General features: G+C 39.1%; 10 protein-coding genes and 1 pseudogene. 9 read left to right on the top strand and 2 right to left on the bottom strand.

Going from position 1 to position 12,822, the window contains the following annotated elements; translation table 11 throughout:
* Positions 1-282: 282 nt before the first annotated feature.
* On the bottom strand, positions 283-1,701 hold the full coding sequence (locus PPA04_RS05735; protein ID WP_057784388.1) for a C69 family dipeptidase: 1,419 nt from the start codon (positions 1,699-1,701) through the stop codon (positions 283-285).
* A gap of 223 nt (positions 1,702-1,924) precedes the next feature.
* Here PPA04_RS05735 and PPA04_RS09820 point away from each other — a divergent pair, with 223 nt between their 5' ends.
* The 4 genes from PPA04_RS09820 to PPA04_RS05720 all read left to right on the top strand — a co-directional run bounded on the left by PPA04_RS09820 (position 1,925) and on the right by PPA04_RS05720 (position 5,704).
* Positions 1,925-2,056, top strand: a complete 132-nt coding sequence (locus PPA04_RS09820; RefSeq protein WP_260267302.1) for a hypothetical protein — start codon at positions 1,925-1,927, stop codon at positions 2,054-2,056.
* The gene (locus tag PPA04_RS05730) at positions 2,053-2,727 is read left to right on the top strand and encodes an endonuclease III domain-containing protein (protein WP_222591706.1); all 675 of its coding nucleotides are present in this window, start codon (positions 2,053-2,055) and stop codon (positions 2,725-2,727) included. Before PPA04_RS09820 ends, PPA04_RS05730 begins: the two co-directional genes overlap by 4 nt.
* 169 nt (positions 2,728-2,896) lie before the next feature.
* Positions 2,897-4,510 (top strand): peptide ABC transporter substrate-binding protein, encoded by a 1,614-nt coding sequence (locus PPA04_RS05725; protein ID WP_057784389.1) that lies wholly within the window; start codon positions 2,897-2,899, stop codon positions 4,508-4,510.
* Positions 4,511-4,525: 15 nt separating this feature from the next.
* A complete protein-coding gene (locus PPA04_RS05720; RefSeq protein ID WP_057784390.1) occupies positions 4,526-5,704 on the top strand; it encodes an ArgE/DapE family deacylase in 1,179 nt (392 codons plus the stop codon).
* Here the strand turns inward: PPA04_RS05720 and PPA04_RS05715 are convergent.
* A complete protein-coding gene (locus tag PPA04_RS05715; protein ID WP_057784391.1) occupies positions 5,701-6,360 on the bottom strand; it encodes a TetR/AcrR family transcriptional regulator in 660 nt (219 codons plus the stop codon). The genes PPA04_RS05720 and PPA04_RS05715 overlap by 4 nt on opposite strands.
* Before the next feature lie 186 nt (positions 6,361-6,546).
* Here PPA04_RS05715 and PPA04_RS05710 point away from each other — a divergent pair, with 186 nt between their 5' ends.
* From PPA04_RS05710 to PPA04_RS05690, 5 genes and pseudogenes are all read left to right on the top strand, one after another.
* Positions 6,547-8,262 carry an ABC transporter ATP-binding protein gene (locus PPA04_RS05710; protein WP_057784392.1) on the top strand — a complete coding sequence of 572 codons (1,716 nt, stop codon included), beginning with the start codon at positions 6,547-6,549 and terminating at the stop codon, positions 8,260-8,262.
* Positions 8,263-10,031, top strand: a pseudogene (locus PPA04_RS05705) (ABC transporter ATP-binding protein).
* Positions 10,032-10,529: 498 nt separating this feature from the next.
* Positions 10,530-11,828 carry a Y-family DNA polymerase gene (locus tag PPA04_RS05700; protein ID WP_147206751.1) on the top strand — a complete coding sequence of 433 codons (1,299 nt, stop codon included), beginning with the start codon at positions 10,530-10,532 and terminating at the stop codon, positions 11,826-11,828.
* On the top strand, positions 11,821-12,138 hold the full coding sequence (locus PPA04_RS05695) for an acetyl-CoA carboxylase (RefSeq protein WP_147206750.1): 318 nt from the start codon (positions 11,821-11,823) through the stop codon (positions 12,136-12,138). The genes PPA04_RS05700 and PPA04_RS05695 overlap by 8 nt, the downstream gene beginning before the upstream one ends.
* Positions 12,139-12,142: 4 nt before the next feature.
* Entirely contained in the window at positions 12,143-12,550 is a 408-nt protein-coding gene (locus PPA04_RS05690; RefSeq protein WP_057784395.1) for a hypothetical protein, read from the top strand.
* Positions 12,551-12,822 lie beyond the last annotated feature (272 nt).

The raw sequence follows: 12,822 nt of genomic DNA, 5'->3' as shown, positions 1-12,822 counted from the left end.
ATTATAAGTGGGCGCACGTTGAAAAATAGATAAACACATATTTAAAAATCAAGTCAATCTCGTGTAGAGAACGGCTTGATTTTTTGTTTGCGGATTTTTGAAGAGAATTCTTTAGGTAAAATGCAGGATACTGCCTTATTTGTGAAAATCGTCACTAAAATGCAACGTAATGCATTTTGAGTCCGTTTTGTTATGAAAATGCAGTATAGTGCATTTTCACATACGAACAAAAAAGCTCGGAACATTGGAGTTCCAAGCTGTTTCATTGTTATTAGGCTATTTTTAAAGGTTTTTATCCATATTAAATGTTAATTTTGAAAGGGTTAAACCTTCAGTTAACAAGTGATAGAACAAGGTCATTGTTCGTTTCTTCATAGCTGCCACAGTTTCGTGGTTGGCGTCTGTTAAGTATTCAGTTAAGTTATCGTCTGAATAATCAGCAGCCTTCTTGTCGATTTCAGCAACCCGTGCCCGTAATTGTTCTTGTGAGGCGGTTAAATAATCGATATCTTCTTGAATAAATTTGCTGTAGTGACCTTCCACAACAGATGAGAGGGCTCGGTACATCCAGTAAGCATCATCCAAATTCATTGTTTCGGAAGTGTTGCTGTAACTTGGGTCTGTGTCAGTAGCATTGTTGTAGAATGGCACGTATGGACTGAATGCAGGCACACCGAAGTTTAACCAGAAAATAGCGGAAAGCTCATCAGGCACGTTGTTACGAATTTGCAAAACGTGTGAGTTTTGAGTCCGGTTCATTGAAATTGGACGGAACTTCAAACGATCTTTATCGTCAGCATGACCAAATGGATCGTAAGGAGTCTCGTTGTAATGAGAGCTCAAAACGTAACCGACATCTTCAACAGAAATTTTGTGTTCTGTATGGCAAATGAAAGGTAACTCACTTGATTGTGGATCCTGTTCGATCTCTGGATTCAAGTAATGTTGACCAAACCAAACACGGGGTGTGTTGTAGTGACGGTCTTTTTCAGTAGAAGTGCCAAAAATGTGACGGAAATTCCAACCAGTTTTATCAGGGTTCAAATGATTAGTCTCGACAAATTCTTGGATACCTTCTGACCACATAAAATTGTCAGGATCATTGAAGTCAATCTGTTGGATGGCAACCTGGTTTGCAGCAACTGCATAAGCATCATCGGGAATGCGTTGAGCAACCCAGTGATGGCCGGTAACGATTTCCATGTACCACACGTCATTCTTATCACTAAAAATAACACCGTTGCCTTCAGGTGAACCGTATTTGGCAATTAATTTACCTAAATAAGAAACACCATCTTTAGCAGAGTCAATATATGGTAAAACCATTGTTGGCATGCTGTCTTCAGCTAATCCGCCGGGAATCAAAGGATCATAAGCGAGACTCTTAGGATTGCCGTAGACACTTTCAGTAGCACTCATAGCGACATTTTTTTCGTTAAAGCCACTTTCGTCGTAAATTCCGTCTTTAGCAGGGTTGATATTTGGAACCGCACTATGGCGGTAGCCGTTATTTGGTAATTTAGCAGTAAAGCCGTTTTGTGACGAAGTGATTGTTTCGTTTACATCACTTTCTGCGGGATGCATATAGAAACGGTGGGGTGCAATTGGTAAAAATGTGTCGTCATTACGGGCAACCATGGTTGAACCGTCAATGGAAGCATTTTTGCCGACTAAAACTGTGGTACAAGCTTTTTCCATCAATGTAAAAACTCCCTTTATATATAAATTTGTTAAGTCCATTCTAACTCAAATTGATTTGGACTTCATTAGTGGCAAGTTAAAGCAAATTAAAACGATTTCATAAATGAATATAGTCTATGCTTTAAAAAGCTACTATACGAAATTTAATCACACTATTCAGCACTTTTATTTGCTTTCTTCAGGACTTTATAAGAATATAAACAGTGAAGAATGGAGCGATCATATGATATTATTTTCTAATTTAGTACTCGGACTTAACCACATTCCGTTTCCACGAACGACAGCAAAAATCATTGTGCTGATCATCATTGTGGTGGGCGGATATCTTTATAATTGGTGGCAAAATCGCCGATGAAAGCAACAAAAATTACTTTAAATGAGTTATACAATATTATGGAAACCAACATGGGTCCACAAGTTTGGCTGCAAGATGGCACTGATTGGGCCGAGTCGCCTTGGGAAGTTATTTATGGGTCAATTCTCGTACAAAATACCAATTGGAAAAATGTGGCACCAAGTCTATTGAAACTCAAAACAGCAACTAATTTTGATCCAGAAAAGATTGAACATTTAAGTTTAGAAGAACTCACAGATTTAATTCGTACCAGCGGATTCTATACACGCAAAACACAAACTATTTTTAATATCTGCCACTGGCTCGAAAACTATCAATTCGATCTTGCCAAAATAAAAACTTATCATCAAGCAGATTTGCGCCATGAATTACTAAGTCTGAAAGGAATTGGTAATGAAACTGCTGATTACATTTTAATGTACGTTTTGGATAAGCCCAATTTTATGGTTGATGCCTATTCACGGCGGTTGTTTGGGTGGCTGGGATGTAAATTGCCTAGTCAATATCAACAAGCCCAAGCGTTAATAGAAGCTCAAGTTACTTTTGATCTTGAAAAATGGCAAAATTTCCACGCTCTTATTGTGAACTATGGGAAAACAGTAAAAACAAAAATAGCTTTTGAAGAAAGTTTCCTTTATAACTATCAAGTAAATTTAAAATTGAATAAATAACTGCGTATATCCATAAATGATGAGTAAAAATCGTTATTTATGGATTTTTTTGTATAAATAATTAAAAATGCGTTGACTTTTTATGAGAAGATGCTAATATACAGTTATTGAATATTTATTCTTTAAATAAAAGAAAATATGAATATAAATACCATTAAGGGGTAACGATGTGAAAAATAAATTTTTAGCATTAGGGGCAATTTTATTTTCAGGGATTTTATTTGCGGGCTGTTCATCAAGTAAGGCAGACAGTGATACGGAAACGATTAATGTCACACTAGCTGGTAATCCAGCGACGGCCGATCCGAATAAAGGCGGTGACACAAATAGTGGTAGTTTGTTTGCACAAACGGACGAAGGTTTATACAAACTCGATAAGAATCAAAAAGTTGTCGCGGGCATTGCGACGAAGGTTGTCACACCAACGAATGGTGGAAAAACTTACACGTTTAAAATTAAGAAGAACGCGAAATGGTCAAACGGTAAGGCGATTACAGCGCAAGACTTTGCAACTTCATTTCAGCGCCAAGTAGATCCTGACACTAAATCTCAAGTGGCTAACTTACTGACATATGTCAAAAATTATCAAGCCGTTCAAGATGGCAAACTGAAACCTTCTGCTTTAGGAGTCAAAGCATTGAATAAACATACACTTCAAATTCAGCTCTCAAAACCAGAGCCATATCTAAAGACTGTTTTAGCAACATCGTTGTATCCAGTTTATAGTTCGTATGTTAAAAAATATGGTTCTAATTATGGGACATCATCAACTAAAGTCGTTTCCAGTGGCGCCTATAAATTGGTTGGTTGGAATGCCACTAGGGATACTTGGTCATATGTTAAGAATCCTTATTACTGGAACGCCAAACAAGTTAAATTAAGTAAAGTGAACGTCCAGGTTGTTAAGGATGACACCACGGCCGTTAACTTGTTTAAAGGTAACAAAGTTCAAGAAACAGCGATTTCGGGACAAACCGTGAGTCAGTTTGCCAATACTAAAAATCTGAGCACACAGTTAATTTCGCGAATGGCGTTTCTCGAATTCAATTACAAACATAAGGCAACCAGTAATGAGAACTTATCCAAAGCAATTAGCTTAATCCTAAATCGAAAAACGATGACTTCTAAAGTTTTGGCAGATGGTTCCGTTCCAGCACTTAATATGGTGCCAAAAGGGGATTCTACGGATGCTAAGAATGGTAAAGATTTCGCAAGTGAAGTGGGTAACTTACTCTCCTTCAACGTTGCAGAAGCGCAAAAAGATTGGAAACTCGTTCAAAAGCAGTTGGGCAAAAAGAAAATGACTTTAACAATGTTAGTTGATAACACCTCAACTGATAAACAAGTGGGGCAATACATTCAAGGCCAAGCGTCTAAATACTTGAAGGGGCTAACCATTGAAATTAAGCCAATGCCTCATTCCCAACATATTGGTGTTGCGTCAAATGGCGATTATGATATTAACCTAGATGGTTGGACGGGCGATTATCAAGATCCTGAAGAATTCCTCCAACTTGGTAATGGTCAAGATCCAGTGAACTTCACTAAATGGGCTGACAAACATTACACCAAGTTAATGAGTGAAATTGATGACACTAATAATCATACAACGAGTGAACGTTGGGCATTGATGCAAGAAGCTGATAAGTACTTGATGGCTAAACAAGGGATTGTGCCACTTTATCAATCGACAGCTACGCATTTAGTTAGCAAGAATGTCAAAGGACTTACCTATTCAAACCAAGCTGGAAAAGCGTTATATCAATACGCATCCGTAAAATAAAGGGAGAAATTGCTTATGACTGATAACGAAAAAATTACTATCTTACAAAACTTGATTCAAATTGAATCTGTAAATGATCACGAAGAAAGGGTTGCTGACTATATCAGCTCATTATTTGAACCCTATAGCGATCAAGTTCAAATTAAAAAGGTGCCTTTTGCTGAAGGACGAACAAATTTAGTGGTTACGATGGGGAACAAAACCGGCAAACACCTTGGCTTTAGCGGTCATATGGATGTGGTGGATCCTGGCAATGTGGAAGAGTGGCAACATGGCCCATTTTCTGGGGATGTTGACGCTGAGGCAGGAAAATTATTTGGCCGTGGGGCTTCTGATATGAAGAGTGGCTTGGCAGCCGCTGTAATTATTATGCTGGAATTGTTGGAAAGTGGAACTGCAATTGAAGGTCAACTCAAATTGTTGGCCACGGTTGGTGAAGAAACTGGTGAGTACGGGGCCCATGTGTTGACACAAGCAGGGTATGCGGATGATTTGGATGGTTTGATTATCACTGAACCACATATGGACGGCATTATCACGAGTTGTAAAGGTGTGATTGATTATCAAGTTACTTCAATTGGTGCGCCTGCTCATAGTTCGCGTCCCGATATGGGGATTAACGCGATTGATAATTTGATTCAGTTTTACTTAGCAGCCAAGAAATTGATGGCACAGCATAATGAAGTGAATCCTAAACTAGGCAAGATGACCCACAGTATTGATATTATTGATGGTGGCAAACAGGTTAATAGTGTCCCGGACTATGCCATGTTAAAAGGCAATATTCGTTCTATTCCGGAATATTCAAATGATCAAATTTTTACGGACCTGCAAAAGATTGTGGATGATTTGAACACGAGTGATCCTAAAATGAAGTTAAAGATTGAATTCATTTATCCAGAAGTCCCTATTATTAATGGTGAAAATCTCTTAACTAAACTCGCTCAAAAAATTAGTGAACAGTACTTCGACCAGATCCTGCCTGTTGAAAGTTCTTCGGGTGCTAACGACGGGTCCGAGTTTGTCCAAGCCAAGAAACAATTTCCAATTATTCTCGTGGGTCCGGGGAATAATTCCTCTCACGGTTATGACGAATATGTCGATATCGCTCAGTATTTGAATAGTATTAACTATTTGAAAGATGTTGCCGAGCAGTTTGTAGGTGTTAGCGAGTTTGCTGAAGTTCAAGATTAGCCTTCTTTATCTGCAACCAAGCCTTTCAAAATTAACTTCAAGCCAGCTTCAAATTGTTGTTTTGCCGACTCAGAATTTCGACTTTTAACAGAGTTTTGCATGTGCACTAAGTGTTCATCATGGGTAATTTGATGAATTTGCGTTACCTGTTCATGCAAGTAGGCAGCCTGTTTGTCGTTGATCTCAGTGCGAAATTGGCGTTCTTTTGAAAGGTCGATCACTAAACCAGTTAAAAAGAAATCAATTGTGGACATCGCGGCACTGCCTTGGGTTTCACTAAATCCGGCATCGACTAAAATTCCAATAATGTGATTCATTAAGGCTAAACGCACTTCAGATGACGGGATAGTTTCGATCATGAGCTCGGCGGTATGGGGATGCGTTGTGTAGACATCGAACAAATTGTTAAACAATTGGTTAAGTTGAGTTTTCCAATCTAAGTTGGCATCAGGAAACGAAATTTGAGCGGCAATTTCATCAGCCATAGCTTGTAAAATTGCTTGTTTACTTTCGAAATACCAATAGATTGTGGAAGCATCAATCTGTAAGGTTGTGGCGACCTTGCGCATGGAAAACTGGTCTAGTGATTGGCAATTCGCTAAAGTTTTTAGTGAGGCTTGAATAATTTGGGGACGTGAGATTTTTGATTTCGGCATGATTTGGACTTCCTTAGTTCTGTTTTTTAAAACTATTTAAACACTAATTTGAAATAATATCTTGTTTTTCCAGAGGGACAACAAGCTTTTTCAAAATTGGTGTTTTTTTAGTTGACTTATCCAACAGTGTTGGATAAATTAGTATAGTTATCATAATAGCATGGATGTCAGAACGGAGGAAAGTATTTGAAAATTTTAAAAGATCACGCACGAAAATACTGGGGAGATATTTTGTTGGCCATGGTGACTGTCGTTGTAATGGCAGGATCAACCCTTTGGCAGCCTAAGTTATTACAAAATGTGATTAATGCCATTTTAAAAAATCAGAATCATAAAATCGAAACGTTGGGGATTTATTTAATTGTGATTGCCGTGATTGGCTTAGTTGCGGGTATTTTTAACACCATTCTCTCCGCTAAAGTCGCGCAGTCAATGAGTGCGGATATTCGGGAAACTGTTTTCCGAAAAATTGAAACTTTTTCATTTGGAAATATTGAAAAGTTTCAGGCCGGCAATTTAGTAGTGCGCTTAACAAATGACGTCAATCAAATCCAGAATTTAATTATGACGGCGCTGCAAACCCTGCTACGGGTGCCGATTCTGTTTGTGGGGGCGTTTATTTTGGCGATCAACACAATCCATCAATTGTGGTGGATTATTCTGGTGTTGGTCATTCTCGTGTTTGGTATTTCAGCGGCCACGTTTGGTCAGATGGATCGCCATTTTGGTCTGATGCAAAGCTTAATTGACCGTGTCAATGAATTGGCAAAGGAAAACCTGATTGGAGTGCGGGTAGTAAAATCGTTTAATCAAGAAAAAAATGAAAAAGATCGTTTTAATGAGGTTTCAGACAAGTTAAATGAGCAAAATATTTTTGTTGGAACCTTGTTTTCAGTTTTGATTCCGGCATTTACCTTAGTTGGAAACTTAGCAGTTGTAGCCGCAATTTATTTTGTGGGCGATTTGGCTAAGAGTGATCCCGGTAGTGTGGCCGCAATTGCTTCGTTTGTGAACTATTTAATGCAGGTTATGTTTGCCATTATTATTGGCGGCATGATGATGACCTTTAGCGCCCGAGCAATGGTTTCACTACAACGAATTCGTGAAGTGCTGGATACGGCGCCAGAGATTACGTATTCAAACTCAACAGAGCAGGAGTTGGATGGTTCTGTTGAGTTTGAAAACGTGTCATTTGCCTATGCGGGTGATGAAACGCCAACTTTAAAGGATATTAATTTTAAGGTAAAAGCAGGCGAAATGGTCGGAATTGTGGGCGCTACTGGATCCGGAAAGTCTACTTTAGCGCAGATGATCCCGCGTTTGTTTGACCCGCAAACCGGAGTGGTTAAAGTTGGTGGCGTTGATTTGAAGCAGGTAAATGAACGTTCACTACGCAAATCAGTCGCTTTTGTTTTGCAACGAGCCATTTTATTTTCAGGAACGATTGGGGATAACTTAAAGCAAGGTAAAAGTGATGCGTCCGAAAAGGATATGGATCGGGCCAGTCGGATTGCACAGGCTGCCGAGTTTATTGATCGGTTACCAGAACGTTACGACGCTTCAGTGGAAGAACGGTCAGCCAACTTTTCAGGTGGTCAAAAACAGCGTTTATCCATTACACGGGGCGTCATTGGGCAACCCAAAGTTTTGATTATGGATGATTCGACGTCTGCGCTAGACGCCCAATCTGAAAAATTGGTTCAAGAAGCTTTAGATCACGAATTAAAAGGAACCACCACTTTTATTATTGCGGAAAAAATTGCGTCAGTGCTGCATGCAGATCGAATTTTTGTTATGGATGATGGCAAATTGGTTGGTGAAGGCACGCATGCACAACTAGTTAAAAATAATCGGATTTACCAAGAAATTTATGCAACGCAAAAGGGAAAGGAGGCCATCTAAATGAGTGAAATCGGGAAAGCAATTAAATTCTTTTATCACTATATGAAACGCTATAAGATCGGGTTTACTGTGACAATGTTAGCGATTATTGCCTCAACTTATTTTCAGGTGAAGGCGCCTGTTTATATGGGGAAAGCAATCACAGAGTTGGCAAAGTATGTCATTGGCTTGACGCGTGGGGTGAGTGATAAAGGCTCGTTTATGCAGGCAATTTGGATGTTACTTCTTTTCTATGTTTTGACAGTGGTGGGGATGTTTATTTCCAACATTGTGGTGACTTATATTTCAGGAAACTCTACGAACCGGATGCGTCGGGGATTGTTCGGCAAACTGCAACGTATGACGATTAAGTTTTTTGATTCGCATCAGGATGGCGATATTTTGAGTCGATTCACAAGTGATTTGGATAATATTTCAAACGCGCTGAATCAAGCATTAGGCGAAATTATGATGAATATCGCGATGATGATTGGAATTATCATTATGATGTTTCACGAAAATATTTCTTTGGCGTGGGTGACCATTGCATCAACGCCGATTGCCATTATTATTGCGGTCATTCTGATTTCTAAAACGCGTAAGTATGTTGATATTCAGCAGGATGAAGTTGGAAAATTAAACGGTTATATTAACGAACAAATTAGTGGTCAAAAAATTGTGATTACAAATGGTTTGCAAGATGAAGCCATTAAGGGATTTCTACCACATAACGAAAAAGTTCGTAAGGCCACGTTTAAAGGCCAAGTTTATTCGGGGATGTTGTTTCCAGTAATGAATGGCTTGTCGCTAGTGAATACGGCAATTGTGATCTTCTTTGGAGGTTGGTTAGCGCTAAATGGCGATATGGCGCGCACGACGGCTTTAGGATTGGTTGTTGTTTTCGTGCAGTATTCACAACAATTTTATCAACCAATTTCACAAATTTCTTCACTCTATAGTATGTTTCAGGTGGCTATTACGGGTGCTAAACGACTTAACGAGACCTTTGACGAACCAGATGAGATTAATCCGAAAGATGGTAAGCGGCTGTCTGGATTGGAACACGGAGTGGCATTGAAAAACGTACACTTTGGTTACAATGAGGGTAAAGAGATTTTGCATGATGTGTCAATGAATGTTGAAAAAGGACATATGGTTGCGTTGGTGGGCCCAACTGGCTCTGGAAAAACGACGATTATGAATTTGTTGAATCGTTTTTACGATGTGAATGAAGGCTCGGTCACGTTTGATGGTGTGGATGTGCGTGATATTGATCTGAAAAGTTTGCGAGATCATGTGGGAATTGTGTTGCAGGATAGTGTGATTTTTTGGGAACGATTCGAGATAATATTAGTTTCGGAAAACCGGAGGCAACGGATGAAGAGGTGTATGCGGCTGCGAAACAGGCGGATATTCACGATTTCATTATGAGTCTGGAAAAGGGATATGAGACAAAGGTTTCGGATGAAAATTCGGTGTTTTCAACGGGACAGAAGCAGTTGATTAGTATTGCGAGAACGATTTTGACGAATCCGACGTTGTTGATTTTGGATGAGGCGACGTCAAATGTGGATACGGTGACGGAGGCGAAGATTCAAAAGGCGATGGATAATGTGATTCAGGGAAGAACGAGTTTTGTGATTGCGCATCGATTGAAGACTATTTTGAATGCCAATAAGATTGTGGTGTTGAAGGATGGTAAGGTGATTGAAGAGGGTAGTCACGAGCAATTGCTGGATGAAAAGGGATTTTATGCGGAACTGTATCATAATCAGTTTGTGTTTGAATAAAAAAGAGTGCTAAAAGGAGCGATTAGCTTCTGAGCATAGCCTAGGTAACTGAATGATTCGGGTTTGGAATCGTTTAGTTACCGTAGCTACTACTCCACATTAAGGATGATTATTAGCAAAGAACGCTAATAATCTTTTATGTTTCGGGTGATGACCATTCTTGTGGCCGAAGTTCAGACTGCAAGAACTGGCACTACTCCACATAGAGGATGATTATTAGCAAAGAACGCTAATAATCCTATATGTTCCGGGCGATGACCATTCTTGTGGCCGAAGTTCAGACCGCAAGAACTGGCAAGCGGAATAAGCTGCCTTTTTAAGCACGTTTCGGCTATAAAGGTAGAAAAGCTGAGAGACACAACAGTTAATCTGAACAAAAATTAAAGTAGGATTGAGAAGATACGATTTTTCTCGATCCTATTTTTTGAATTCTTTTAAATAAATGAGTTGCATTTTAGAACGTATGTTCGTATAATGAAATGCAAAGAGGTGATGGCGATGAATTACGATCGAGAACCCCATGGTGTGTATTTTATGATTGATAACAAATCATTTTATGCCAGTGTTGAGTCTGTCGCACGCGAGGATGATCCTTTGGAATCGGTTATCGTGGTCATGTCGGAAGCAAAAAATACTAATGGTGGTCTGATTCTGGCGGCATCGCCTAAAGCCAAAGAATTATTTGGTATCACCAATGTTTCGCGTTGTCGAGATTTACCGGATGATTCCCGATTAAAGGTTGTCCCACCGCGGATGAATCTTTACATAAAGAAGAATTTGCAGATTAATGAAATTTTCACCCAATTTGTAGCTGATGAAGACTGTTATCCTTATTCGATTGACGAATCAATTTTAGACATGACGAAATCTTGGCGGTTATTCGGACGAACACCTTTAGAAGTCGCTCATCGGATGCAAACGGCAGTTCATGACAAATTAGGTTTATGGACAACTGTTGGGATTGGTGAAAATCCGGTTCAAGCAAAGCTGGCATTAGATTTGTTTGCTAAACATGACAATGATCGCATTGGTGAGTTAACTTATGAAACTTTCCCCCAAAAGATTTGGCCGATTACGAATTTAGTATCAGTCTGGAGCATTGGGCATCGGACAGCAGCTCATCTCGAACGCGTTGGTATTCACAGCATGGATGCATTGGCCCACTCAAATCCCTATGAGTTGAAAAAAGAGTTTGGTATCATCGGTACGCAACTTTTGGCACTCGCATGGGGAATTGATCATAGCCAATTATCTAAACTGTTGACTCCTAATGATAAGCGTTGGGGAAATTCCCAAGTTTTGGCTCGCGATTATTTGGTTCAAAGAGAAATTGAAACGGTAATTAAAGAAATCGGAAGTCAGGTTGCCTCGCGAATGCGGCATCATCAACAGCAAACAGGATGTGTCAGTTTAATGATTGGTTTTTCTTATGCTAGTGCGGAAACTGATGGGCGCAGTGGTTTTGCACATTCTATGCGAATTGATACGACAGATAGTCCGGATCAGATTAACCAGTATTTAGTGTATTTATTTCGAAAAACATGGGATGGCGAGGGCATTCGTAATATTGCCGTCAGTCTTTCTCATTTGTCAGCAAATGACGGTTTGCAACTAGATTTATTTAAAGATCCACATGCGCAAATCAAGCAAAATTTAATGATTCGAGTGTTAGATAAAATTCATGACCAGTTTGGCAACACGGCGTTGATCCCAGCTAGCAGCTTATTGCATGGTGCGACTATGCTGGAACGTTCGTCATTAGTTGGCGGTCACAATGGGGGTAATAGTTTTGATTGAAACATACGATCAGGCGGCAAAGGTAATTTTGGAACGATTAGAAAAAGATTTTTTGCGGCAATCACGAACTATTTATCAAATGCTGATTGTCCGTGATCGTTTTGATGAAGCTTATAATTTCTTTTTGGAAGTTAAGCCAAAAAATCATCGCGAGAAATCCATTCCACTGCATACGTTAGAGAATTATGATTTAGGCTACTTAGAGTCTGTAGTACATTCGTTGCGCAAACAAACACAGATCACAATGCAGTTTAAAGGCTTTGGCGAATTAGTTTGGCCGCAAGCACAGACCAGAATTAGTAAGGGATGAGATTATGATTATCAAACGGGTAGATGAATCAGTTATCGAACAATTTTTTAAAAATGACTATCATGATCGCGGAATGCTCAAGTGGGGCGGCTTTTTCCTTTCAGATCATACCAGCGCCATCAAGAAAATGAAACGAGATAAGGTTCCTGAAAGACAACTTCCAGAGCAATCATTGGAAAAAGTTAGCCAGCCTTTAAAACAGGCATGGTTACATAAACAGGTTGTTCATGTCCAACTGAAACTCATAAACGATGGTGAAATGGTGAGTTCGATGACTGGCAAAGTTGCTGGTTTTCACGATGAAAAGATTATTTTTGCCGATGCTGAAGACCAATTACATTCAGTTATGCTTGAACAAATTCGTAATGTACATTGGCCACAGGCAGCTGTAGATTGGCGAAATATAAGTTAAAAAAAGAGTTGAAATAAACTGAGCCCCGACAATTGGAATAATCCAAATTATCGGGGCTCAGTTTACCACTACTTTTTATTATTAGAACGTATAAAATTATATAATACGATACTTATTACTAAAATTATTACTATAATCGTAATTAATACTTTTAACATTTTGTTTTTGCTCCCTCATAAGTGATACTTATTTTTCCATATACCAACTTTCGTGTAGCTTCATGTTTTTATTGGTTTTACCCCAGCTAGTTATTTTCACAGTACAACAAATGC

It is taken from the genome of Pediococcus parvulus, from assembly GCF_007990205.1.
Lineage (GTDB): Bacteria > Bacillota > Bacilli > Lactobacillales > Lactobacillaceae > Pediococcus > Pediococcus parvulus.
This window is presented reverse-complemented; position numbering and strand designations above follow the sequence as displayed.

What these genes read in the sequence shown, in the direction of transcription:
- PPA04_RS05730 (WP_222591706.1), top strand. Translation starts at nt 2,053, where the DNA reads ATGAAAGCAACAAAAATTACTTTAAATGAGTTATACAATATTATGGAA.
- PPA04_RS09820 (WP_260267302.1), top strand. Translation starts at nt 1,925, where the DNA reads ATGATATTATTTTCTAATTTAGTACTCGGACTTAACCACATTCCGTTT.
- PPA04_RS05690 (WP_057784395.1), top strand. Translation starts at nt 12,143, where the DNA reads ATGATTATCAAACGGGTAGATGAATCAGTTATCGAACAATTTTTTAAA.
- PPA04_RS05720 (WP_057784390.1), top strand. Translation starts at nt 4,526, where the DNA reads ATGACTGATAACGAAAAAATTACTATCTTACAAAACTTGATTCAAATT.
- PPA04_RS05715 (WP_057784391.1), bottom strand. Translation starts at nt 6,360, where the DNA reads ATGCCGAAATCAAAAATCTCACGTCCCCAAATTATTCAAGCCTCACTA.
- PPA04_RS05700 (WP_147206751.1), top strand. Translation starts at nt 10,530, where the DNA reads ATGAATTACGATCGAGAACCCCATGGTGTGTATTTTATGATTGATAAC.